Origin of the sequence: Curtobacterium sp. MCBA15_012 (assembly GCF_001864935.2) — a bacterium.
Classification (GTDB): Bacteria; Actinomycetota; Actinomycetes; order Actinomycetales; family Microbacteriaceae; genus Curtobacterium.
Genome location: NZ_CP126267.1, coordinates 1,520,645 through 1,544,792 on the forward strand (window position 1 = coordinate 1,520,645; position 24,148 = coordinate 1,544,792).

The 24,148-nt window shown below is 72.2% G+C and carries 21 protein-coding genes, 2 tRNA genes and 1 pseudogene; 18 read left to right on the forward strand and 6 right to left on the reverse strand.

What is annotated here, in order from left to right; all coding sequences use genetic code 11:
- Positions 1-58 precede the first annotated feature (58 nt).
- Positions 59-547, reverse strand: a complete 489-nt coding sequence (locus tag QOL15_RS06990) for an aminoacyl-tRNA deacylase (protein WP_071249262.1) — start codon at positions 545-547, stop codon at positions 59-61.
- Positions 548-595: 48 nt separating this feature from the next.
- Here QOL15_RS06990 and dusB point away from each other — a divergent pair, with 48 nt between their 5' ends.
- The 12 genes and pseudogenes from dusB to QOL15_RS07045 all read left to right on the forward strand — a co-directional run bounded on the left by dusB (position 596) and on the right by QOL15_RS07045 (position 14,304).
- The gene (gene dusB, locus QOL15_RS06995; protein WP_071249260.1) at positions 596-1,768 is read left to right on the forward strand and encodes a tRNA dihydrouridine synthase DusB; all 1,173 of its coding nucleotides are present in this window, start codon (positions 596-598) and stop codon (positions 1,766-1,768) included.
- On the forward strand, positions 1,765-3,051 hold the full coding sequence (locus QOL15_RS07000; protein WP_065959514.1) for a deoxyguanosinetriphosphate triphosphohydrolase: 1,287 nt from the start codon (positions 1,765-1,767) through the stop codon (positions 3,049-3,051). Before dusB ends, QOL15_RS07000 begins: the two co-directional genes overlap by 4 nt.
- A 74-nt stretch (positions 3,052-3,125) precedes the next feature.
- A complete protein-coding gene (dnaG, locus tag QOL15_RS07005; protein WP_071249258.1) occupies positions 3,126-5,045 on the forward strand; it encodes a DNA primase in 1,920 nt (639 codons plus the stop codon).
- A 655-nt stretch (positions 5,046-5,700) separates the two neighbouring features.
- Positions 5,701-7,317, forward strand: a complete 1,617-nt coding sequence (locus QOL15_RS07010) for an ABC transporter substrate-binding protein (protein WP_065959510.1) — start codon at positions 5,701-5,703, stop codon at positions 7,315-7,317.
- 219 nt (positions 7,318-7,536) lie between these two features.
- Positions 7,537-7,635, forward strand: a pseudogene (locus QOL15_RS16655) (hypothetical protein); the annotation flags it as partial.
- Between the two features lie 183 nt (positions 7,636-7,818).
- Positions 7,819-8,484 carry an ABC transporter permease gene (locus tag QOL15_RS16660; RefSeq protein ID WP_370692482.1) on the forward strand — a complete coding sequence of 222 codons (666 nt, stop codon included), beginning with the start codon at positions 7,819-7,821 and terminating at the stop codon, positions 8,482-8,484.
- Positions 8,485-8,486: 2 nt separating this feature from the next.
- Entirely contained in the window at positions 8,487-9,482 is a 996-nt protein-coding gene (locus tag QOL15_RS07020; RefSeq protein WP_065959504.1) for an ABC transporter permease, read from the forward strand.
- Positions 9,479-11,311, forward strand: a complete 1,833-nt coding sequence (locus QOL15_RS07025) for an ABC transporter ATP-binding protein (protein WP_175473868.1) — start codon at positions 9,479-9,481, stop codon at positions 11,309-11,311. Before QOL15_RS07020 ends, QOL15_RS07025 begins: the two co-directional genes overlap by 4 nt.
- A gap of 215 nt (positions 11,312-11,526) precedes the next feature.
- Positions 11,527-12,465, forward strand: coding sequence for an ATP-binding cassette domain-containing protein (locus tag QOL15_RS07030; protein WP_071246760.1), 939 nt, complete (start codon positions 11,527-11,529; stop codon positions 12,463-12,465).
- Positions 12,462-13,481 carry a D-isomer specific 2-hydroxyacid dehydrogenase family protein gene (locus QOL15_RS07035; RefSeq protein ID WP_139197427.1) on the forward strand — a complete coding sequence of 340 codons (1,020 nt, stop codon included), beginning with the start codon at positions 12,462-12,464 and terminating at the stop codon, positions 13,479-13,481. Before QOL15_RS07030 ends, QOL15_RS07035 begins: the two co-directional genes overlap by 4 nt.
- Before the next feature lie 115 nt (positions 13,482-13,596).
- A tRNA-Asn gene (locus tag QOL15_RS07040) sits at positions 13,597-13,669 on the forward strand.
- Between the two features lie 146 nt (positions 13,670-13,815).
- Positions 13,816-14,304 carry a hypothetical protein gene (locus QOL15_RS07045; RefSeq protein ID WP_071246761.1) on the forward strand — a complete coding sequence of 163 codons (489 nt, stop codon included), beginning with the start codon at positions 13,816-13,818 and terminating at the stop codon, positions 14,302-14,304.
- 115 nt (positions 14,305-14,419) lie between these two features.
- Here QOL15_RS07045 and def read toward each other — a convergent pair whose 3' ends face one another.
- Positions 14,420-14,995 carry a peptide deformylase gene (gene def / locus QOL15_RS07050; protein WP_071246763.1) on the reverse strand — a complete coding sequence of 192 codons (576 nt, stop codon included), beginning with the start codon at positions 14,993-14,995 and terminating at the stop codon, positions 14,420-14,422.
- 39 nt (positions 14,996-15,034) lie between these two features.
- On the opposite strand from def, the gene QOL15_RS07055 reads away from it, so the two are divergent.
- The 6 genes from QOL15_RS07055 (at position 15,035) to QOL15_RS07080 (ending at position 20,180) form a co-directional block, all read left to right on the forward strand.
- Complete coding sequence (locus tag QOL15_RS07055; RefSeq protein ID WP_065959496.1) at positions 15,035-15,946, forward strand: multidrug DMT transporter permease; 912 nt, start codon at positions 15,035-15,037, stop codon at positions 15,944-15,946.
- Positions 15,947-16,143: 197 nt separating this feature from the next.
- On the forward strand, positions 16,144-17,355 hold the full coding sequence (locus tag QOL15_RS07060; protein WP_065959495.1) for a glycosyltransferase: 1,212 nt from the start codon (positions 16,144-16,146) through the stop codon (positions 17,353-17,355).
- 10 nt (positions 17,356-17,365) lie between these two features.
- Positions 17,366-17,440: transfer RNA gene (locus QOL15_RS07065), tRNA-Ile, on the forward strand.
- A 54-nt stretch (positions 17,441-17,494) separates the two neighbouring features.
- Positions 17,495-18,622: an AI-2E family transporter gene (locus QOL15_RS07070; protein WP_083393945.1), complete on the forward strand. Its 1,128-nt coding sequence runs from the start codon at positions 17,495-17,497 to the stop codon at positions 18,620-18,622.
- 10 nt (positions 18,623-18,632) lie between these two features.
- Positions 18,633-19,436 (forward strand): DUF1684 domain-containing protein, encoded by an 804-nt coding sequence (locus QOL15_RS07075; RefSeq protein ID WP_071246765.1) that lies wholly within the window; start codon positions 18,633-18,635, stop codon positions 19,434-19,436.
- A 264-nt stretch (positions 19,437-19,700) separates the two neighbouring features.
- The gene (locus QOL15_RS07080; RefSeq protein WP_083229970.1) at positions 19,701-20,180 is read left to right on the forward strand and encodes a DUF3145 domain-containing protein; all 480 of its coding nucleotides are present in this window, start codon (positions 19,701-19,703) and stop codon (positions 20,178-20,180) included.
- Positions 20,181-20,439: 259 nt separating this feature from the next.
- Here the strand turns inward: QOL15_RS07080 and fabF are convergent, their stop codons facing one another.
- The 4 genes from fabF to QOL15_RS07100 form a co-directional block, all read right to left on the reverse strand.
- On the reverse strand, positions 20,440-21,684 hold the full coding sequence (fabF, locus tag QOL15_RS07085; protein WP_065959486.1) for a beta-ketoacyl-ACP synthase II: 1,245 nt from the start codon (positions 21,682-21,684) through the stop codon (positions 20,440-20,442).
- 115 nt (positions 21,685-21,799) lie between these two features.
- Entirely contained in the window at positions 21,800-22,048 is a 249-nt protein-coding gene (locus tag QOL15_RS07090) for an acyl carrier protein (RefSeq protein ID WP_017886710.1), read from the reverse strand.
- A gap of 83 nt (positions 22,049-22,131) precedes the next feature.
- Complete coding sequence (locus tag QOL15_RS07095; protein WP_071246767.1) at positions 22,132-23,187, reverse strand: beta-ketoacyl-ACP synthase III; 1,056 nt, start codon at positions 23,185-23,187, stop codon at positions 22,132-22,134.
- Complete coding sequence (locus tag QOL15_RS07100; RefSeq protein WP_071246769.1) at positions 23,184-24,146, reverse strand: ACP S-malonyltransferase; 963 nt, start codon at positions 24,144-24,146, stop codon at positions 23,184-23,186. The genes QOL15_RS07095 and QOL15_RS07100 overlap by 4 nt, the downstream gene beginning before the upstream one ends.
- Positions 24,147-24,148: the final 2 nt, after the last annotated feature.

The window sequence follows — 24,148 nt, forward strand, 5'->3', positions numbered from 1 at the left end:
CCGCGGCCGTCCGAGCGACGGCCGCGGTCGGTCGCGTTGCCGGGTCGGCCGTGCGCGCTCAGCCCTGGCGGACCGGCTCCTCGTCGGTGATGTCGGCGACCGTCGCACCGTAGGCCGCGACCAGGGCGTCGGCGTCGACGAAGGCACTCGCGCCGTGCCGGCCGGCGCCGAGCGCGACCCGGCGGCCGAGCACGCGTTCGTCGGCGTACACCGGCAGGTCCCCGGTCGCACCGATCGGCGTGATGGTACCCCGTTCGTAGCCGGACGCCTCGAGCGCGGTGGCGGCGTCGGGCATCGAGAGCTTGTTCACGCCGACGACCGTGCGGAGCTTCTTCCAGGCGATGCTGCGGCCGCCGGGGACGAGCGCGAGCAGGAACCCGCCGTCGTGGCGCTTCACGACGAGCGTCTTGACGATGTCGCCCGGCGTGATCCCGAGCAGGGCCGCGGCCTGCTCGAGCGAGTCGGCAGCGGGGCGTTCGACGACCTCGACGTCGAGCCCGCGGGCTGCTGCGTCGGCGTCGAAGCGGGCGATGGCGGTGTCGGACATGTGGAGAACGCTACCGGCGAGGAACGGGCATGGGAGGATGGACGAGGTATGACGATCACTGACGCACCCCGCACGGGCACCCGCCCGGCGAAGCCCCTGCGCATCGGCCCGATCGAGGTCGAGGCGCCGGTCGTGCTGGCGCCGATGGCGGGCATCACGAACATGGCCTACCGGCGGCTCTGCCGCGAGTACGGCGCCGGCCTCTACGTGTGCGAGATGATCACGTCACGCGCGTTGGTCGAGCGGACCCCGGTGTCGATGCAGCTCATCCAGCACCACGAGTCCGAGACCCCGCGGTCGATCCAGCTGTACGGCGTCGAGCCGAACACCGTGGCCGAGGCCGCGACGATCCTGGTGGCCGAGGACCGTGCCGACCACATCGACCTCAACTTCGGGTGCCCGGTGCCGAAGGTCACGCGCAAGGGCGGGGGAGCGGCGCTGCCCTGGAAGCTCGACCTGTTCAAGGACCTCGTCGAGAAGACCGTCCGCGCCGCCGGTGACGTCCCGGTCACGGTGAAGATGCGCAAGGGCATCGACGCCGACCACCTCACCTACCTGGACGCGGCGCGCATCGCGCGGGACGCCGGCGTCGCCGCGGTGTCGCTGCACGCCCGCACCGCGAACGAGCACTACTCGGGGCACGCCGACTGGAGCGCGATCGCGACCCTCAAGGAGACGATCACCGACATCCCGGTCCTCGGCAACGGGGACATCTGGTCGGCGGCCGACGCGCTGCGCATGGTCGACGAGACCGGCTGCGACGGGGTCGTCGTCGGCCGCGGGTGCCTCGGGCGTCCCTGGCTGTTCGGGGACCTCGCGGCGGCGTTCCGCGGCGAGGACGTCCGTGCGATGCCGTCGATGGGCGACGTGGCCGTGGCCTTCCGTCGGCACGCCGAACTGCTCGTCGAGTTCTTCGGCTCCGAGGACCACGGCTGCCGCGACGTCCGCAAGCACGTGGCGTGGTACTTCAAGGGGTACCCGATCGGCAGCGAGGTCCGCAGCGCGCTCGCGATGGCGTCGAGCCTGCAGGAGATCGACGACCTGCTCGGCAAGCTCGACTGGTCGGCCCCGTACCCGGGCGCCGACGTCGAGGGCCCGCGTGGCCGTTCCGGGCACCCGAAGCGCACCGCGCTGCCCGACCGCTGGCTCGAGTCCCGCGACGTCGACGCCGAGTTCCGCAAGGTGCTCGCCGCCGCCGAGCTGCACCACAGCGGCGGATGAGCGCCACCGCCTCCTACGGGCCCGCCGACGCCGAGCGCTGGCTGCCCGAGACCCACGGCAACCGCCGCTCCGACTTCGCCCGCGACCGCGCCCGGCTGCTGCACTCGAGCGCCCTGCGCCGGCTCGCGGCGAAGACGCAGGTGCTCAGCCCGACCACCGGGCTCGACTTCGCCCGCAACCGCCTGACGCACTCGCTCGAGGTCGCGCAGGTCGGCCGGGAGCTCGCCGACTCCCTCGGGCTCGACCCCGACGTCGTCGACACCGCCTGCCTCGCGCACGACATCGGACACCCGCCCTTCGGTCACAACGGCGAGACCGCGGTGAACGCGTGGGCCGCCGGCATCGGTGGGTTCGAGGGCAACGCGCAGACGCTCCGGCTCCTCACTCGGCTCGAGCCCAAGGTGTACGGCACCGGTGACGACGACCGGCCGTACGGGCTCAACCTGACCCGGGCGTCCCTCGACGCCAGCTGCAAGTACCCGTGGCCCGCCGCGCAGGGGGTCGCCGAGGCGTCCTCCGGTCGCACGAAGTTCGGCTTCTACGACGACGACCACGACGCCTTCGAGTGGCTGCGCGCGGGTGCACCCCGGCGCCAGCGCTGCATCGAGGCGCAGGTCATGGACCTGTCCGACGACATCGCGTACTCGGTGCACGACTTCGAGGACGCCGTCGTCGCGGGCTTCATCGACGTGGCCGCGCTCGGCGACCGCGTGGGCGAGAACGACATCGTGAGTGCGATGCACGCGTGGGTGGGCTCGGACCTCAGCCGCGACGAACTGCTCGAGGCGTTCGACCGGCTCCGCTCACTGCCGCTCTGGATGACGTCGTACGACGGCTCCCGGCGCGACCTCGCGCGCCTGAAGAACCTGACCTCGCAGCTCATCGGACGCTTCGCCCGCACGGCCACCGCGGCGACGCGGGAGGCCTACGCGTCCGGCTCGCTCGTGCGGTTCGCCGCCTCGGTCGTCACGCCGCCCGAGATCATCGGCGAGATCGCGGTCCTCAAGGGCATCGTCGCGGCGTTCGTGATGACCCAGGGCGACCGGCAGCCCGTGTACGAGGACCAGCGGCGGGTGCTCACCGAGCTCCTCGACGCCCTGGCGGCCTCGGGCAGCGCCGACCTCGACCCGGGGTTCGCCGCCGACTGGCGCGACGCCCCCGACGACGCCGGGCGGCTCCGGGCCGTGGTCGACCAGGTCGCGAGCCTGACCGACCAGGGCGCACTGGCCTGGCACAAGCGGCTGGTCGTCGGGGAGCGCGAGACGACGCACATCCCGGTCTGACCGGGCGCGGGCGTCCGTCCACAGGGCAGCCCCTCCGGTCGGTCGGCGTCGTCGGCACGAACTAGGATCGAGGGGTGGCAGGCCGGATCGCGAGGAACGACATCGACGAGGTCCGCTCGCGTGTCAACATCGCGGACGTCGTCGGTGACCACGTCACGCTGAAGTCGGCGGGCGTCGGATCGCTCAAGGGCCTCTGCCCCTTCCACGACGAGCGGTCCCCGTCCTTCCACGTGCGCCCCCAGGTGGGCCGGTACCACTGCTTCGGGTGTGGTGAGGACGGTGACGTCTTCGAGTTCATCATCAAGATGGACCACACGACGTTCCAGGAAGCCGTCGAGCGGATGGCCGCGAAGATCGGCTTCACCCTCCACTACGAGGAGGGCGACGGCCCCCGCACCGACTACAACCAGCGCGCCCGGCTGATCGCCGCGAACGAGGCGGCGCTCGCCTTCTACCAGGCGCAGCTCACGACCCCCGCTGCCGAGCCGGCCCGCCGGTTCCTCGGGGAGCGCGGCTTCGACCCGGCGGCGGCGCAGCACTTCGGTGTCGGCTTCGCGCCGCAGTCGTACGACGCGACGCGGGAGCACCTGCGCGGGCGAGGGTTCACGATGGACGAGATCCTCGCCGCCGGGCTCGCCGGGCAGGGCGACCGGTCCCCGTACGACCGGTTCCGCGGCCGCCTCGTCTGGCCGATCCGTGACGTCACCGGGTCGACGATCGGCTTCGGCGCGCGTCGGCTGCTCGACGAGGACAAGGGCCCGAAGTACCTGAACACCCCCGAGACGCCGATCTACCACAAGAGCCAGGTGCTCTACGGGCTCGACCTCGCCCGCCGCGACATCTCGAAGGGCAAGCAGGTCGTCATCGTCGAGGGCTACACCGACGTCATGGCGTGCCACCTCGCCGGGATCACGACCGCGGTCGCGACGTGCGGCACCTCGTTCGGCGTCGACCACATCAAGGTGCTCCGCCCGATGCTCGGCGACGTCAGCGGCGCCGACCCGAACGCCAACGGCGAGGTCGTGTTCACCTTCGACCCGGACGAGGCCGGCCAGCGGGCCGCGTCGCGCGCCTTCGCCGAGGAGCAGCGCTTCGCTGCGCAGACCTTCGTCGCGGTCGCCCCGGGCGGGCTCGACCCGTGCGACCTGCGCCTGCAGCGCGGTGACGACGCGATCCGCCGGCTCGTCTCCGCGAAGCGACCGATGTTCGAGTTCATGATCCGGCGCACCCTCGACGGACACGACCTCGAGACCGTCGAGGGCCGGGTCAGCGCCCTCCGTGCGGCGGCTCCCGTCCTCGCCGGTATCCGCGACCGGTCGCTCACCCAGGGGTACGTCCGCGAGCTCGCCGGATGGCTCGGGATGGACATCCCGGACGTCCGCCGCGCCGTCGAGTCGGCTCGCCAGCGCGCGTCCCGCGCCGACCAGCCGGGAGGCCCGGTGCCGGTCGGGCAGGCGGGTCCCGGTGGCGAACTGGTCACCCCGGCAGAGGAGCCCGTGGCCGGGCTGCGCCTGCTGCCGAACGACCCGATCACCCGGATGGAGCGCGACGCCGTGATGGCGATGGTGCAGCAACCGGGGTACGTCGGTGCGCCGTTGCTCGGGCTCGCGGCACAGGCCACGTTCTCGGCGCCGATGCTCTCGGTCGTGCGGGACGCCGTCGTCGCCAACGTCGACGTGATCGGTGCGCCGAACTGGCTCGACCGTCTGCTGCAGGACGTCCCGACGCCGTTCCGGGGCCTCGTGCAGGAGCTCGCGCTCGCGCCGATCCCGGCCAGGACCGACGAGGACCTCGCGCTGTACGCGCGGAGCATCGTCGTCGCCCTGGTGGAGCGTGACCTGCTCGCCCGCAAGGCGTCGCTCCTCGGGCAGTTGCAGCGTGCCGACCCGCACGAACAGGGTGACCGACGCGCCGAGATCCAGCGGCAGCTCGTCGACATCGACCAGCAGCGGATGCGGCTCCGCGCCGACGGCGAGGCCGACGCGCAGCGCTGACCGGCGCTGTACGGTCCTCGGACTTCGCAGGCCGGTGCCCCGTGCCCCGTGCCGCGTGCCGGGGCCGGCCTGCGCCTCCCGGTCGGTCGCGCGAGCGGGCAGGACGCGCCGTGCGCCCTTCGCCGTGGGAGCCGTATCCGGCCCGCTCGGCCGCCGCGGTCGACGGGCGTCGCTCGTTCGCCGACCGCGGCCGGGCGCGTCGGCGCGCCTGCGTGCCGGGGTCGACCTGCGCCTCCCGGTCGGGGCACGCGCGTCGGGGCGCCCCGTGCCGGGGCCAGCCCGCGCCTCCCGGCCGTCGCGCGAGCGGGCAGGACGCGCCGTGTGCCCTTCGCCGCGGGAGCCGTATCCGTGCCGCTCGGCCGCAGCGACCGACGGACCTCGCTCGTTCGCCGACCGCGGCCGGGCGCGCCCACCCCACCCGCCCCTCGGAGCCGACCGTTGCACGACGCAACTTTCCTGCGTGACACGCCGTGTCAGCACGCGCGCATCATGCGCCATGCGGCGGTCTCGTGCATTACAAGGGTGTAAACAAATCTCCCTCAGCTCGTGGAATTCCGTGTCAGGGTGGTAGCAATGAGCGTCCCTGACCGGGCACACAGTCGATCCACCTCCGGTCCGGGGACCCCTTCGAACACCACCGAGAGAGGCAGCGGACATGGCATCCGTGAGCAAGTGGGGCAAGCGCGGCATCGCGCTCGGCGCCGGGGCAGCAGCGACGGCGCTGGTGCTGACCGGGTGCGCGAGCAGCAGCGTCTCCGACACCGACCTGAACGGCATGAGCATCGGCACGACGGACAAGATCACGTCCCTCGACCCCGCCGGTTCCTACGACAACGGCTCGTTCGCCGTGCAGAACCAGGTCTTCCCGTTCCTGATGAACACCCCCGTCGGCAGCCCCGACGTGAAGCCGGACATCGCCGAGAAGGCGGAGTTCACGAACGACACGACGTACGAGGTCACCCTCAAGAAGGGCCTGAAGTTCGCGAACGGCCACGACCTCACGTCCAGCGACGTGAAGTTCTCGTTCGACCGTGAGCTGAAGATCAACAACGAGAACGGCCCGCAGTCGCTGCTGGCGAACCTCAAGAGCATCGACACCCCGAACGCCACGACCGTGGTGTTCAACCTGGACCACGCCGACCAGACCTGGCCGCAGGTGCTCTCCAGCCCCGCCGGTCCGATCGTCGACGAGCAGGTGTTCTCGGCGGACAAGGTCACCCCCGCGGCGGACATCGTCAAGGGCAAGGCGTTCGCCGGGCAGTACGAGATCACCTCGTACAAGGAGAACGACACGATCCAGTACAAGGCGAACCCGAACTACGACGGGCTCCTCGGCAAGGCCAAGTCCGACTCGGTCACGGCCAGCTACTACACCAAGGAGACCGACCTCAAGCTCGCCGTGCAGAAGGGCGACGTCGACGTGGCGTACCGCTCCCTGACGCCGACGGACATCGCCGACCTCCGCAAGGACGACAAGCTCGAGGTCACCGACGGCCCCGGCGGCGAGATCCGCTACATGGTCTTCAACCTCAACACGCAGCCGTTCGGTGCGAGCCAGTCCGACGCCGACGAGGCCAAGGCCCTCGCGGTGCGCCAGGCCGTCGCCGACGTGGTCGACCGCGCGTCGATCGCGAAGGAGGTCTACAACGACACCTACTCGCCGCTGTACTCGATGGTGCCGGACGGGCTGACGGGTGCCGCGAAGCCGTTCGAGAAGCTCTACGGCAACGGTGACGGTGGCCCCGACGTCGACAAGGCGAAGGAGACCCTGTCGAAGGCCGGGGTCAGCGGCAAGGTGCAGATCGACCTGCAGTACTCGCCGGACCACTACGGCTCGACCTCGGACGACGAGTACGCGGCGATCAAGACCCAGCTCGAGAACTCGGGCCTGTTCACCGTCAACCTGCAGTCGACCGTGTGGACGACCTACTCGCAGGAGCGCGTGAAGGACGCCTACCCGGTGTACCAGCTCGGTTGGTTCCCGGACTTCTCGGACGCCGACAACTACCTGTCGCCGTTCTTCTCGAAGGACAACTTCGTGCAGAACCACTACGACGACGCCGAGATCCAGAAGCTGATCGCCGACGAGCAGCAGGAGTCCGACAAGGACAAGCGCGCCACGCTCATCGAGCAGGCACAGGAGCGCGAGGCCACCCAGATCTCGACGCTGCCGCTCCTGCAGGGCAAGTCGGTCGCGGTCGCCGCGAAGGACGTCAAGGGCCTGGTCCTCGACTCCTCGTACAAGTTCCGCTACGCAACGCTCAGCAAGTAACACCCACCGGACACCAGGGGGCGTTCCCACGAGGAACGCCCCCTGGTCACGTCCCGAAAGGCACCCCCAACCGTGACCGTCATCCCACCCGAGGCGATCGAGTCGGAGCCCACGAAGCCGCAGGCACAGCGCAGTGCCAAGGGCGGCGGCGGGCTCGGCCGGTACGTCCTCGTCAGGTTCCTGCTCATCTTCCCGACCGTCTTCATCCTGGTGACGCTCGTGTTCTTCCTGATGCGCGTCATCGGGAACCCGATCACCGCCTCGGTCGGCGGTCGACTGACGCCGTCGCAGCTGCAGGAACGCCTGCACGCGGCCGGCTACGACCGCCCCGTGTTCGTGCAGTACCTCGAGTACCTCGGCAACATCGTGCGCGGCGACTTCGGCACGACCTCGACCGACAACCGGCCGATCACCGAGATCATCGTCACGTACGGCGGCGCCACCGCGGAGCTCGTGTTCTACGCGCTCATCGTCGCGCTGCTGCTCGGCATCCCGCTCGGCATGGTCGCCGCCTACGTGCGCGACAAGTGGCCGGACGTGCTGTTCCGCGCCCTCGCGATCCTGACCTACGCGACGCCGGTGTTCTTCGGCGGTCTGCTGCTCAAGCTCGTGTTCTCGGTCTGGCTCGGCTGGCTGCCCCTCGGGGACCGCGCGTCGACACGGGTGTCGCTCATCCTCGACAACATCCCCGGCGCGACGGGCATCTACATCATCGACGCGCTGCGGACCGGCAACGCCCAGGTGATCGGCGACGTGCTCCTGCACGCCGTGCTGCCGGCGCTCACGCTCGGTCTGCTGACGGCGGGCATCTTCCTGCGCCTGGTGCGCGCGAACATGATCGGCTCGCTCGGCTCCGAGTACGTCGACGCGGCCCGCTCGCGCGGCGTCCGGGAGTCCCGGCTGGTCCGGACCCACGCGTTCCGTCCGGCGCTCGTCCCGATCATCACCGTGATGGGCCTGCAGATCGCCATGCTGCTCGGTGGCTCGGTCCTCACCGAGACCACCTTCGGCTGGCGGGGGCTCGGCTTCGAGCTCAACCAGTACCTGTCCGCCCGTGACTTCGTCGCGGTCCAGGGCATCGTCGCGATGCTCGCCGTGATCGTCGCCGTGACGAACTTCGTCGTCGACGTCGTCGCGGCCTTCATCGACCCGAGAGTGAGGTTCTAGCGATGGCCGACACCTCGCTCGTCGACCGCCACGAGCCGCTCTGGAAGCGCCTCCCCGTGGTGGTCCAGCTCCGCAAGAGCACCGGCTGGCAGCGCGGCATGCTCGTCACCGGCGTCGTCATCTGCGCGCTGTACCTCGTGGTCGCCCTCGCGGCGCCGCTCATCGCCCCGTACGGCTTCGGCCAGCTGCAGGGCGCCGACGGCCAGAGCTTCCCGCGCACCGGCTCCCCGAGCCCCGAGCACATCTGGGGCACGACGGTCGGCGGGTTCGACGTGTTCAGCCGCGTGGTGTTCGGCGCCCGCACCGCGGTCCTCGTCGTGGTCGTCGCCGTGGTGGTCTCGATCACCATCGGCGTGATCCTCGGCATGGTGTCCGGCTACCTCGGCGGCTGGCTCGACCGGATCCTCGTCGTGGTCGCCGACGCGATCTACGCCTTCCCCTCCCTGCTGCTCGCGATCGTCGTCTCGATCGTGATCTCCGGCGGGAACTCGAGCTACTCGGGCGGCATCGTCGCGGCGGCGATCTCGATCACCGTGGTCTACGTGCCGCAGTACTTCCGCGTCGTCCGGGCCGAGGCCGTCCGCCTCCGCAACGAGGCGTTCGTCGAGTCGGCTCGTGTGCTCGGGACGAACCCGTGGCGCATCATGACCCGCCACGTGCTGCGGAACTCGACCCGCTCGCTGCCGCTCATCCTGACCCTCAACGCGAGCGACGCGATCCTCACGCTCGCCGGGCTCGGCTTCCTCGGGTTCGGCATCGGTCCGACCGCGGGCGCCGAGTGGGGCTACGACCTCAGCCGTGCGCTGTCCGACGTGGCCTCCGGCGTCTGGTGGACCGGCGTCTTCCCCGGCGTCGCGATCGTCGTGCTCGTGCTCGGCGTGACCTTCATCGGCGAGAGCCTCAACGACATCTCCGACCCGCGTCTGCGTGCCCGTCGCCGGCTGAAGCAGCTGGTGTCGCGCCGCGGGGCGACCAGCACGGAAGGGGCGGCCGCATGACGGACGCAGCCCAGCGCCTCCAGGCCGACGGCGACGACGGCACCAGCCGCCGCAGCGCCGACGACGGCACCAGCCGCAGCAGCGCCGACGACGGCACCAGCCGCCGCAGCGCCGACGACGGCACCAGCCGCCGCAGCGCCGACGACGGCACCGGCCGACGCAGCGCCGACGGCGCACCCGTCGCCGTCGTCGACGACCTCACCGTCACCTTCGCGACCGACGGCGGCGCCGTCGACGCGGTCCGCGGCGTCAGCCTCGACGTCCGCCCGGGCGAGGTCCTCGCCCTCGTCGGCGAGTCCGGCTCCGGCAAGTCGGTCACGGCGCGCAGCATGCTCCGCCTGATGCCGGAGACGGCGACCCTGGGCGGCGCGGTCTACCTCGACGGCACCGACGTCATCAGCGTGGGCGCGCAGAAGCTCCGCGAACTGCGGGGGACCGCCGGGGCGATGGTGTTCCAGGAGCCGTCGACCGCGCTGAACCCGGTGTTCACGGTCGGGTGGCAGATCGCCGAGGGTCTCAGGGCGCACGGCGGCGTCTCGAAGAAGGAGGCGCGCGCCACGGCGATCGACTACCTCCGCCGCGTCGGCATCCCCGACCCGGAGGAGCGCGTCGACCACTACCCGCACCAGTTCTCGGGCGGTCAGAAGCAGCGCGTCGTCATCGCGTCGGCGCTGGCGCTCGAGCCGAGTGTCATCATCGCCGACGAGCCGACCACGGCGCTCGACGTCACGGTGCAGGCCGAGATCCTCGACCTGCTCCGACGGTGCCGCGACGAGTTCGGCGCGGCGATCGTCATCATCACGCACAACATGGGCGTCGTCGCCGACCTGGCCGACCGCGTGGCCGTGATGTACCAGGGCGAGGTCGTCGAGGAGGCCCCGGCGGCGCAGCTCTTCGCCGCCCCCCAGGCCGACTACACGAAGCGCCTGCTCGCCGCCGTGCCCCGCCTCGAGGCCTCGACCGGCACCGCCCGCCGCGCCGCGATCGCCGAGGACGTGACGCCGCTCGTGTCGGCCCGCGGGCTCGAGATCGAGTATCCCGGACGGCTCGGGTCGCCCGCGTTCCGCGCCGTCAAGGGCGTCGACCTCGACATCCGCCCCGGCGAGGTCCTCGGCCTGGTGGGGGAGTCCGGCTCCGGCAAGACCACCATCGGCCGGGCGATCGCGGGACTCACCCGGATCACGGGCGGCTCGCTCGACGTGCTCGGCACCGAGATGCTCGGGTACCGCGAGCGCGACTTCAAGCGGCACCGCAAGGACATCGGGTTCGTGTTCCAGGACCCGGCGACCTCGTTCAACCCGCTCCTGACGATCGCCGAGTGCGTCGCCGAGCCGCTCGTCGTGCACGGCGCCGAGCGCAACCCGCGCGCCGCCCGCAAGCGCGTCGACGAGCTGCTCGAGGCCGTGCAGCTCCCCGCCGCGTACGGCGACCGCTACCCGCACGAGCTGTCCGGCGGGCAGCGCCAGCGCGCCTCGCTCGCCCGGTCGCTCGCGCTCCGGCCGAAGCTGCTCATCGCCGACGAGCCGACGAGCGCGCTCGACGTGTCCGTGCAGGCGCGCGTGCTCGAGCTGTTCCTCGACCTGCAGCAGGACCTCGGGTTCGCGTCGCTCTTCATCAGCCACGACCTCGCGGTCGTCGGCGCCCTGTCGGACCGCATCGCGGTCCTGTACCGGGGCGACATGGTGGAGACCGGCACGACCGCGCAGGTGCTCGGCGCGCCGCAGCACCCGTACACGCAGCGGCTCCTCGCGTCGCTGCCGGTCCCGGACCCGGCGGAGCAGGCCGAGCGACGGCGTACGCTGGAGGCACTGGAGCGCGCCGGGTCCTGACCCGACGCCACCAGCCTGGAGGCGCGACCCGCGTCGACGACGCGGGTCGCGCCTCCAGGCCGGCACCTCCAGGGCACCGAACCGTCCCGACGACAACTCACGTCGTCGAGGCGGCACACCGCCGTGGCCGCGTTCGCGCGCCGTCACGGCACGCACCGCGCCCGGGACACGGGCCGCGTGTGGACCGTCGCCAGGGGCGGCGTGGAAGGGGACCCATGATCGCGGTGAACGGCCCGGCGGTCGTCGCAGACGACGTCTCGATCGAGTACCGGGGCGGACGTGGCTCGGCTCCGATCCGGGCGGTGGACGGCGTCAGCCTGACCGTCCGGCAGGGCGAGATCCTCGCGGTGCTCGGCGAATCGGGCTCGGGCAAGTCCACCTTCGCCGCCGCGGTCGCCGGCCAGCTCGGTGCCACCGGCGAGGGCGAGGGGGCGCACCGTCGGCACATCACCGGCGGCGAGCTCACGGTCCTCGGCGAGCACGTGCGCGGGCTCCGGCCGTCGTCGCGGAAGGCCGCCCGGCTCACCGGGCGCATCGGCTACCTGCCCCAGGACGGGGCGGACCGGCTCAGCCCCGACCTGACCGTCGGCGAGGCGATCGCCGAGCCCATCTACATGCGCGACCGCCGCTTCGACCGCAAGGAGGCCGGCCTGATCGTCGCCCGCCTAGTCGACGCGGTGCACCTGCCGCTCGGCGTCATGCGCCTGAACACGTGGGAGCTGTCGAGCGGCCAGCGGCAGCGCGTCGCGCTCGCCCGGGCGCTCGTCCTCGAGCCGCAGCTGCTCGTCGCCGACGAACCGGCACGCGGCGTCGACGTCCTCGTCCGGCAGTCGGTCCTCGAGGCCCTCACCAACCTGCAGCGCGGCCGTCAGTTCTCGGCGATCGTGGTGTCGAGCGACCTGCGCGAGGCACGGGCGCTGGCCGACCGTGTCGCGATCATGTCCGAGGGCCGCGTCGTCGGTCTCGGCACCTTCGACGAGGTCCTCGACAACCCCGTCGACCCCTACGTCCGGACCCTCGCGGCGACGGCGGCCCGGCCGGTCAAGCGTCGTCCCGCGGGCAGCTCGTCCACCGTGGCACGCCGGTCTGCGGCGCCGCGACAGCCCGCCGCCGCCGGGACCGGTCCCCGCGCCGGACGGCAGGAGAACGCATGACCCGGGACGCACCGACCACGTCGAGCGCCCGCGGACACCGCGCCGTCGTCACCGACGCCGGGGCACCGCTGCCGGTCGAGGCACCGACGCCGGGTCCGGTCGCGATCCTGCCCGAGGCCGCCGACCTGCACGAGGCCGCTGTCCGTGACGCCGGCGGGACGGTCGCGCCCCTCGGTGCCGACACCCGCGGGATCGTCTGGCTCGACGCACGCGACCCGGACGGTCTGGCCACGGCACTCGACGACGCACCCGCCGTCGGCTGGGTCCAGCTCCCGTTCGCCGGTGTCGACGCGTTCGCGCACCTCATCGAGGAACACGGCGACCGGGTGCTGTTCACGTCGGCGAAGGGCGCGTACGCGGAACCCGTCGCCGAGCACGCCCTCGCCCTGACGCTCGCGACGCTGCGGGTGCTGCCGGCGCGAGCGCGGGCGACCTCGTGGGCGACCGAGCCCGAGGGCGTGTCGCTGTACGGCCGGAACGTCGTCGTCGTCGGTGCCGGGGGCATCGCGCTCGAGTACATCCGGTTGATCGCGCCGTTCGAGACCTCGGTCACGGTGGTGCGACGGTCCTCCGACCCCGTCGACGGTGCCGACCGCTCCGTGACGACCGACGAGCTCGACGCGGTGCTGCCCGACGCCGACGTCGTGGTGGTCGCCGCGGCGATGACCAGCGGCACGGCGAAGCTGTTCGGTGCCGAGCAGTTCGCGCTGATGCAGCCCTCCGCGCGGCTCGTCAACATCGCCCGCGGGGGACTCGTCGACACCGACGCCCTCGTCGCCGCGCTCCGGGACGGCGAGATCGCCGGCGCCGGACTCGACGTCACCGACCCCGAGCCGCTGCCCGACGGCCACCCGCTGTGGACCACCCCCGGCGTGGTCGTCACGCCGCACCAGGCGGACACGCCGGACATGGTGGCGCCGCTGCTCGCCGAGCGCGTGCGGGCGAACACGACCGCGTTCCTCGGTGGGGACGGGACCGGGTTCGTCGGCGTCGTGGACCCGGCCGCGGGCTACTGATCCGCCTCCGGGAGCACGGCGCGCCCGGGATGCGCGATGGATGCGCGGACCGGGCTCCGGGTCCTGCTATGCTGGTACCCGTTGTTCGCGGGGGGTTCACCTCGGCGGGCAGTGATCCTCGATAGCTCAATTGGCAGAGCAGCCGGCTGTTAACCGGCAGGTTGTTGGTTCGAGTCCAACTCGGGGAGCAGGCAGGCCCTCACCGTTCGCGGTGGGGGCCTTCTCGCGTCCGGAGTCCTCGTGTTCCGGGGCCTTCTCGCGTCCCGGGGTCGCCGTGCTCCGGCGCCGTCGTGTTCGCAGGCGGCGTCCGGTCTGAAGCTGTTAGCGTTCACAGGTGCTCTCCTCCCGCCGTGCCCTCGTGACGATGCTCGTCGTCGTCGGTGCGCTCGGGCTCGCCGGGTGCACACCGTCGGGGGAGCCCGAGGCTGCCGACTCCGCGGACACCGGCTCCCGGACCGGAGTGGCCGCGTCGGGCAGCGCGCCGATCGTGTTCGCGTTCGTGTGCGGCACGGGCGACGGTGACGTGACCGAGACCTACTCGACCTACGCCGCGGCGTGGGAGGCCGAGCGCACCGACTGCAGCGCGAAGCCGGTCACCGGCACCGAGCCGTCCGCGCAGCAGGAGGCCGCCGTCAGCGCGGCGGACGAGGGGGCGACGCTCCAGGAGCTCGCCGCGACCTGCGCGGAGCGCGGTGTGGCGCCGTGGACCGCGCCGGTCTCCTCACCGGCCGAGGCGGGCCTGGCCGCGGGCCTCCTGGAGTACTGCCCCGGTCACCCGGAACGCGACCGCCTGCAGGAGGCGCTGCGCGTCTACCGGGGCTGAGCCGCGCCTCCCGGCCGTCGCCGGTGGCGGCGTCAGCCCGCGGGGTCGTGGCGGGGTCGTGGCGGCGTCAGCGCTCGGGGTCGTCGCTGCGTCAGCCCGCGGGGTCGTCGCTGCGTCAGCCCTCGGGGTGGTCGCGGCCGGGCAGCCAGGACTTGCCGGGGCCGCCCCAGCTGCTCTTGCGGACGGCCTTCGCGGCCTGCTTGGCGTACGGGTGCACGAGGCGGTCGGCGTACAGGTAGCCGTCCAGGTGGTCGTACTCGTGCTGGAAGATCCGGGCGAGCCAGCCGTGGGCCTCGACCTCGAACGGGGTGCCCTCGGCGTCGACGGCACGGAGCAGCGCGGCATCGGCCCGACGGAGGGGGAAGCGCTCGCCCGGGATGGACAGGCAGCCCTCGGCCTCGTCGTCCTCGTCGAGCTCCTCCACAGCCTCGGGGACGAGCGGGCTCGTCCACAGGACCGGGTTGATCGCCACACCGCGGTGCAGGACGTCGTCATCATCGGTCCATGCGTAGACGAACAGCCGCTTCCCGACCCCGACCTGGGGACCGGCGAGCCCGACGCCGGGTGCCAGGTCCATGGTCTCGAACATGTCCGCCACCAGTGCGCGCAGGTCGTCGTCGAAGACGGTGACCTCGGCTGCGCGTTCGTGCAGGACGGGTTCGCCGGTGATGCGGATCGGGAGGACGGCCATTCACCCAGGTTATCCGGACGGGACCGGTAGCCTCATCGCGTGACGACGGACCTCCAGATCCCGGGCGCGGTGAACCTGACACCGTTCCAGGCACTGATGATCCCCGTCGCCCTCGTCGGGGCCGTGTTCCTGTCGCTCGGGGCGCAGTTCCAGAGCCGCGGCGTGCAGCGCGTCGAGGCGAAGCTCGGCCGGCAGTCGAAGGGCCTGTCCGTGCGGCACGTGCTCGCGCTGCTCGGCAGCGGGTGGTGGGTGCTCGGCACCCTCATGCTCGGGCTCGCGGTCGTGCTCCAGCTCGTGAGCATCACGTACGCGCCGCTCATCGTCGTGCAGCCGCTCGGCGCCGTCGCGCTCGTGATCACCACGTGGTTCTCCTCGCGGTCCTCGGGGGTGCCGCTCGGCGACCGCGCCCGACGGGCGGTCTGGACGTGCATCATCGGCGTCGCGATCTTCGTCGGCATCGCCGCGTTCGTCGGGCACGAGAGTGCGATCGACCGGCCGCAGCTCGTCACGGTGCTGGTGATCCTGGCGGTCGTGCTCGCGATCGTGCTGACGTCGTTCCGGTTCGTGGCGAAGCACCAGAACGCGCTGTACTACATCGTCGGCGCGGGGGTCCTCTACGGCTTCGTCGCGACGCTCGCGAAGGTCGTGCTGAACCGTTTCGTGAACGGCACCTTCGACTGGCTCACGGTGCTCGCGATCGTCGGGGTGCTCGTCGCGGCGGCGCTCGGCGGGTACTTCGTGCAGAACGCGTACTCGAGCGGGTCCGCCGACCTCGTGATCGCCGGCCTCACGGTCATCGACCCGATCATCGCCGTCGGCATCGGTGTCGTGGTGCTCGGCGAGGCCGACGGGGCGCCGTGGTTCGCGGTGCTCGGGTTCCTGGTGGCGGCGGCGATCGCGATCACCGGCGTCTTCCTGCTCGCGAAGCACCACCCGCAGGGCCGGTCCTGACGGCGGCCGTCCCCAGGCCGACCTCCGGGGGGCCGGCGCCCACCGCACGGCGGCCGTGCCGCTGCGCCCTGGCGCCCACCGCACGGCGGCCGCGCCGACGCGTCCCCGGGTCCACCGCGAGGCGGACGACTCCGCCCGGACCGGTGCGGTACCGTCGAGGCCCGACCAGCAACGCCCACGAGAGGACGACGCCAGCCGTGACCGATGACGCCACCACCGCCACCGCCACGACGACGGGTGCGACGGGCGGGTCCCGACCCCTGCGCGTGCTGATCGCCGCGGACACGTTCCCACCGGACGTGAACGGCGCGGCCACCTTCGCCGAACAGCTCGCCGTCGGGCTCGCCGAGCGCGGCCACGAGGTGCACGTCGTCGCCCCGGCGGCCAGCGCCCACCACGGCACCTTCGACGAGGAGCACCGCGGCGTCACCCTCGTGGTGCACCGGCTCAAGTCGTACAAGTGGCCGTGGCACGCCTGGCTCCGCTTCGTCTGGCCCTGGAGCGTCCGGAGGTGGACCGGCCCGATCCTCGACGCCGTGCAGCCCGACGTCGTGCACATCCAGTCGCACCTCGTGATCGGCCGCGGCATCGTGCAGGAGGCACACGAGCGCGGCATCCGGGTGATCGGCACGAACCACTTCATGCCCGAGAACCTGCTCGAGTACGTGCCGTTCGGCCGACGCACCCTGCCGATCGCGCTGAAGATCGCGTGGAACGACGCCGCGAAGACCTACCGGCTGGCCGACGCCATCACGACCCCGACGGTCCTCGCCGCGGACTACCTGCGGAAGGCGATCGCCGGGCAGCAGGTCCTGGCGATCTCGTGCGGCATCGACGCGACCCGGTACGTGGCCCGCCCCGGTCGGCCGGCGACGAACGACATCGTGTTCGTCGGCCGCGTCGCCCCGGAGAAGAACCTCGACCTCCTCGTCCGGGCGCTGCCGCTGCTGCCGGCCGAGCTCGACGCGCACCTGACGATCGTCGGTGGCGGCGAGATGATCCCGAAGCTGACCGCGCTCGTGCAGGAGCTGGGCCTCGGCGACCGCGTCCGGTTCGCCGGGTTCGTGACCGACCAGGCGAAGCGCGAGGCCCTGACGAACGGCACCGTGTTCGCGATGCCGTCGACCGCCGAGCTGCAGAGCATCTCCTCGCTCGAGGCGATGGCGTCCGGCCTGCCGGTCGTGGCCGCCGACTCGATGGCCCTGCCGCACCTCATCGACGGCAACGGGTACCTGTTCGCGCCCGGCGACGTCCACGACCTCGCGGCCAAGCTGACGAGCGTCCTGACGGCGTCCGACGAGGACTACGCGGCGATGCGGGCCCGGAGCCTCGCGATGATCGAGGCGCACGACATCAACCGCACGCTCTCGACGTTCGAGTCGCTGTATCGTGGGGAACCGGTGGCCTGACGGTCGCCGCGGGGCGGTAGCCAAGCTGGTCAAGGCAGTCGGCTCATAACCGAACGATCCGCGGGTTCAAGTCCCGCCCGCCCCACTGGTACACGGCCCGCGGGCTGACGACCGGTCCAGAGAAGGTTCCCGTTCCACGATGCAGTTCAAGCGCAAGCACGACGAGGCCGACGACCGCGGACCCACGCCGAACGTGACCCTCGAGACGACCCGTGGCGGCACCGGGGTCCGCATCAACGCCTTCCGGCTCGGCTTCACCGGGGCGCTCGGCGTCCTGATCGCCCTCGTCGTCGGGGCCGTGGTCAGCGAGCTGAGCACCGTGCTCGTCTACATCGGGGTCGCGCTGTTCCTGGCCCTCGGCGTCGACCCGCTCGTGTCGTTCCTCGAGCGGTACATCCCACGGTGGACGGCGATCACGATCGTGGTCGTCGGGGTCCTGGGCGGGTTCGCCGGGGTCGTCTTCGCGGTCGTGCCGATCCTCATCCAGCAGGCCACGAACCTCATCCAGAACTTCCCCGAGATCGTCGAGGACATCGCGCGGCAGGAGTGGGTGCAGGACCTCTCGAAGCAGTTCGCCGGGTCCTTCGACATCGGCCACTCCCTGCAGTCCCTGCAGTCCTTCGTCGAGGACCCGGGCAACCTGCTCAGCCTCGGTGGCGGCATCCTGGCGGTCGGCAGCGGCATCCTCTCCGGGCTCACCGGCGCGGTCATCGTCATCATCCTGATGCTGTACTTCCTCGCCTCGATGCGTGGGCTGAAGTCGATGGCGTACCGCTTCGTGCCGGCGTCCCGTCGCCAGAACTTCGTCGACGTGAGCGAGCAGATCACGCAAGCGGTGGGCCGCTACGTCGTCGGGCAGATCAGCCAGGCGCTCATCAACGGCATCCTCAGCCTGGTGTTCCTGCTCATCATCGGTGCACCGCTGCCCGTGCTGCTCGCGACGTTCGCGTTCCTCGGGTCGCTCATCCCGCTCGTGGGCACGCTGGCGGCCGCGGTCGTCATCTCGCTGCTGTGCCTGTTCGCCTCACCCGCGACGGCCCTCGCCGCAGCGATCTACTACCTCGTGTACATGCAGGTCGAGGCGTACATCATCTCGCCGCGCATCATGTCGCGTGCGGTGCAGGTGCCCGGGGCGTTCGTCGTCATCGCTGCCGTCGCGGGCGGCACGATCGGCGGCGTGCTCGGCGCCCTCGTCGCGGTACCGTTCGCCGCGTCGGCGATCATCATCGTGCAGAAGGTCATCTACCCCCGCCAGGAGCTCTCGTGAGCGGGCGCCGGTGACCTCCCTCGAGGAGCACGTCGCCGACCGCGACCGCTGGGCGCGGGGTCCGCGCGGCCCGCTCGCGCTCGTCACGGCGCAGGCGGTCGAGCAGCCGCAGCCCGTGTGGCCGGTGCCGGGGCGCTGGGCTCCCGCGCCCGGCGGCCTGTCCGTCACGGCCGAGGCGACCGACGGCGTCGTCGTGGACGGCGTCCCGGTGGACGGCACGGAGCTGGTCGCAGGGCACACCGCCGTCGTCCCGTCCCTGGTCGCCTTCCCCGGCGGGCTGGCCGGCTCGGTGCACGGGACCACCCTGCGGGTGTGGGACCCCGCCTCCGACGCGGTCGCCCGCTTCGACCACATCGCCCGGTTCCCCGCCGACCCGACGCACGTCACGACCGGCAGGTACACGCCGGTCGACGGTCTGGAGGCACGGGGCAGCGTCCGCGACGCCGCCGGCGACCCGCTGCTGGTCGCCGGCACCGTCTCGGCCGTCATCGGCGGCGTCGCAGCGCACCTGCTCGCGGTGCAGGCCGCCGTCCACCGCGGGACACCCCGACTCCAGCTCATCGTGCAGGACGCGACGAGTGCCCTGCCCGAGGACGATCCGGGCAGCTCCCACTCGATGGGCCGCTTCCTGTTCCTCGACGACCCCGGCACCGAGGCCGAGGTCGCGCTCGACTGGGACCGGCTCGTGCTGCCGCCGTGCGCCTTCTCGTACCAGTACGCCTGCCCGATCCCGCCCGAGCAGAACCGCCTGACCGTGCCGATCCGGGCGGGGGAGCGGCACCCGGTCGACGCGTCGGGCGCGGTCCTGCACTGAGGGCTCCCGGCGCTGCCGGACGCGCCGATCCGCTCGGCGACGGTGGCGCCGATCCGCTCGGCGACGGTAGCGCCGATCCGTTCGGCGACGGCCGTGCGGTGACCCGGGTGTGGCGTTCCCAGCGCTGACGCTGCATAATGGGCGTGTCCGACAGGACATCACAATCGGATATCGATGGTTCCGGAACCGGGACTCCGCACCACAGGTCGATGGGGAAGTCGCACCTGACGAAGCGGAGGAATCGTGAACGGAACGACGACAGGGGTGCTCTACGTGCACTCCTCACCACGCGCGCTCTGCCCGCACGTCGAATGGGCGGCAGGTCGCGCAATGAGCCGCGCCGTGAACTTCTCGTGGCTCGACCAGCCCGCGCTCGACGGTTCCCGTCGGACCGAATTCACCTGGACGGGCCCGGTCGGCACCGGCGCGTCGATCGCCTCTGCCCTCCGTGGGTGGGAGCACCTGCGCTACGAGGTGACCGAGGAGCCGACGACCGACTCCGACGGCGGCCGGTGGATGCACACGCCCGACCTCGGGGTGTTCTTCGCGCAGACCGACGTGTCCGGCAACATGGTCGTCCCCGAGGACCGTGTCCGCTACGCCATGGAGGTCGCGGGCAGCAACGCACTCGAGCTGCACCGGGAGCTCCGGCTCGCGCTCGGGCAGGCCTGGGACGACGAGCTCGAGCCGTTCCGCCACGCCGCCGAGGGCAACCCCGTCGTCTGGCTGCACCGCGTCGGCTGACCCCCTCCCGTTCCTCCGCCCCACCACGGACGCCGTCCGCTCCCTCCGGAGCGGACGGCGTCCGTCGTTACGGGGCAGCATCCTCGAGCGGGCCACATCCGGCCCGCTCGGCGCCTCCACCCGACGTCCCGTGCACGCGCCGCGGACGTGAGCGGCACGTCCTGCCCACTCGCGCTCCGAACCCGCCACGGACGGCAGGAGGCCCGCCCTGCGGACGCAGGACGGGCCTCCAGACCGACGGGGGTCCCGCCGGACGCGATCAGGCCGTGCGGAACGCGACCACGGCGTTGTGCCCGCCGAAGCCGAACGAGTTGCTCACCGCGACCAGGTCGCCCGCGGGGAGCTCGCGCGGGGCGGTCGCGACGTCCATCACGATCTCCGGGTCCTGCTGCGTGAGGTTGATCGTCGGCGGGGCGACGCGCTCGTGCAGGGCGAGGACGGTGAAGACGGCCTCGATCGCGCCGGCGCCACCGAGCAGGTGCCCGGTCGACGCCTTCGTGGCGGAGACGACGATCGAGTCGAGGTGGTCGCCGAAGACGCGGCGCATCGCGTGGTACTCGGCGACGTCGCCGACCGGGGTCGACGTGGCGTGCGCGTTGACGTGCACGACGTCCTCGCGGGCGGCACCGGCGTGCTCGAGCGCGGTGATGACGGCACGTGCGGCGGCGCTGCCCTCGGGGTCCGGCGCGGTGATGTGGAACGCGTCCGAGGTGATGCCGGAGCCGGCGACCTCGGCGTAGATCTTCGCGCCGCGGGCCTCGGCGTGCTCCTTCGACTCGAGGATGAGCGCCGCGGCGCCGTCACCCAGGACGAAGCCGTCGCGCGTGACGTCGTACGGACGCGACGCGGTCTCGGGGGAGTCGTTGCGACGCGAGAGCGCCTGCATCGACGCGAACGCGGCGAGGGGCAGCGGGTGGAGCGCGGCCTCGGCGCCACCGGCGATGACGATGTCGGCCTCGCCGTTCGCGACGTGGCGGTACGCCTCGGCCAGCGACTCGGTCGAGGACGCGCACGCGGACAGGTAGGTGCGGGCACCGCCGCGGGCGCCGAACTCCATCTCGATGGCGGCGGCGGGGCCGTTCGCCATGAGCATCGGGACGGTCATCGGCAGGACGCGGCGGGGGCCCTTCTCGCGGAGGGTGTCCCAGGCGTCGAGCAGCGTGTTGACGCCGCCGATGCCGGTGGCCCAGTCGACGATGAGGCGCTCGGGCACGACGGACTCGGCGTCGATGCCGGCGTCGGCCCAGGCCTCACGCGCGGCGACGAGGGAGAGCTGCGACGACGGGTCGAGGCGCTTGGCCTCGGGGCGCGTCAGCTGGTCGGTGAGGAAGCGTCGCGCCTGGCCGGCGAACTCGACGGGGATCTCGAGGTCGGCGTAGCGCTCGTCCTCGATGCGGGAGATGCCGGACTTCCCGGCGAGCAGCGCCTCCCACGTCTCCGGGGCGGTCGCGGCGAGGGGCGTGATGGCACCGATCCCGGTGACGACGACGGTCTTGTTGGTCATGGAACGACGCGTTCTTTCGTGTGGACGAGCTGGCTCGCAGGAGCCGGGGGTGGACGAGGTGAGCGCCGCGGCCCGCGGCTGGTCCGCCGGGGCCGCGGCGCTCAGGAAGCTCGCGTCAGGCCTGCGCCTTGACGATGTAGTCGACGGCGTTGCCCACGGTCTTGAGGTTCTTGACCTCTTCGTCCGGGATCTTCACGTCGAACTTCTCCTCGGCGTTCACGACGATCGTCATCATCGAGATGGAGTCGATGTCGAGGTCGTCGGTGAACGACTTGTCGGCGGCGACGGTGTCGGTCGCGATGCCGGTCTCGTCGTTGATCAGCTCGGCCAGGCCGGCGAGGACTTCTTCGTTGGACAGGGCCATGGGTGTTCTCCTTGAGGGGGGTGTCGTTTGACCGTGGGACAGCCTAGGGCACGGGTGTGTTCCGTGCGCGGAGGCGCGGGGGACTAGGGGAGGACGACCACCTGCGCGCCGAACACGAGTCCGGCGCCGAAGCCGATCTGCAGGGCGAGGCCGCCCGACAGGTCCGGGTGCTCCTCGAGCAGGCGGTGCGTGGCGAGCGGGATGCTCGCGGCGGAGGTGTTGCCGGTCGTGGTGATGTCGCGCGCGATCGTCACCGTGTCGGGCAGGCCGAGCTGCTTGGCGAACTCGTCGATGATCCGGATGTTCGCCTGGTGCGGCACGAACGCGGCGAGGTCCTCGGGGCGGACCCCGGCGACCTCGAGCGCCTCACGGGCGACCTTGACCATCTCCCACACGGCCCAGCGGAAGACCGTCTGCCCGGCCTGGCGCATGGTGGGGCGGGGAGCGCCGGCGGCCCACTCGTTGTAGGTCGCCGTCATGCCGATGGCGTCCCACTTCGAGCCGTCCGAACCCCAGATCGTCGGGGCGATGCCGGGGAAGTCGCTCGGGCCGACGACCGCGGCACCCGCGCCGTCGCCGAGCAGGAACGAGATCGAGCGGTCGGTCGGGTCGACGACGTCGCTGAGCTTCTCGGCGCCGATCACGAGCACGTGGTCCGCCAGGCCCGACTTGATGAACGAGTCGGCCTGGGCGATGCCGTACGCGTAGCCGGCGCACGCGGCGCTGACGTCGTAGGCGGCCGCGGGCGTGGCGCCGATGCGCTCGGCGAGCAGGGACGCCATCGACGGGGTCGCGACGGTGTGCGTGACGGTGCTGACGAGCACGACGCCGATCTGGGACGGCTCGATGCCGGCCTTGGCGATCGCCTCGCGGGCGGCGGCCTCGGCGAGGTCGACGGCCTCGACGTCGGCACCGGCGCGCTTGCGGGTGACGATCCCGGTGCGCTGGCGGATCCACTCGTCGGACGAGTCGATCGGTCCGACGAGGTCGTCGTTCGGCACGACGTGCTCACCGCGGGCGGCGCCGAACGCCAGGATGCGGGTGAACTCGTGGCCGCGACGCTGCTGCAGCAGCGGCCGGGAGGCGCTGGTCGGTGCCGTCTCGTCGGTTGCGGTGGTCGGGGTGGTGGCGTCGGTCATGCGGGTGCGTCTGCTTCCTGGCCTGCGGAACCGTCGCGGTCGGCGTCGCGCTCGAGGAGCTCGATCGCCGCGGGCAGGTCGTCGGGGGTCTTGATCGCCACGGTCGGGGTGCCGCGGAGGCCGCGCTTGGCGAGGCCGACCAGGGCACCGGCCGGGGCCAGTTCGATGATGCCGGTGACACCCGCGACGGAGAACGACTCCATGACGGCGTCCCAGTGCACGGGGTTCTCGATCTGCCGGACCATGAGGTCGACGAAGCGGCGGCCGTCGTCGACGCGCGAGCCGTCGGCGTTCGTCCAGATCGGGAGCGTGGGGTCCTGCGCGGTCGCGGCGGCTGCGACCGGTGCGACACGGGCGACCGCGGGGGCCATGAACGCGGTGTGGAAGGCGCCGGCGACCGCGAGCGGGATCACGCGCGCCTTCGCGGGGGGTTCGGCGGCCAGGGCCGCGATGCCGTCCGCGGGACCCGCGACGACGGTCTGGCCGCCGCCGTTGTGGTTGGCGGGCACGAGGCCGTGCTTCGCGAGCGCGGCGGCGACGGCGTCCGGGTCGCCGCCGAGGACGGCGGCCATCGAGGTCGGCTCGAGCGCGGCGGCGTCGGCCATCGCCCGGCCACGCTCGGCGACGAGCGCGAGGGCGTCGGTCGGCTCGAGGACCCCGGCGACCGCGGCGGCGGTGAACTCGCCGACCGAGTGGCCCGCGACGCCGCCGACGAGGGTGCGGCGGCCCTCGGCGAGCAGGGCGTCCGCGGTGACGAGCCCGGCGGCCACGATCAGCGGCTGCGCGAGTGCGGTGTCCTTGATGGTGTCGGCGTCGGACTCGGTGCCGTGTCGGACCAGGTCGACGCCGATGGCCTCGGACCACGCCCCGACGCGGTCACGGACGGAGGCGTCCTCGAGCCAGGGGGCGAGGAAGCCGGGGGTCTGGGAGCCCTGTCCGGGCGCGACGACGACGATCACCG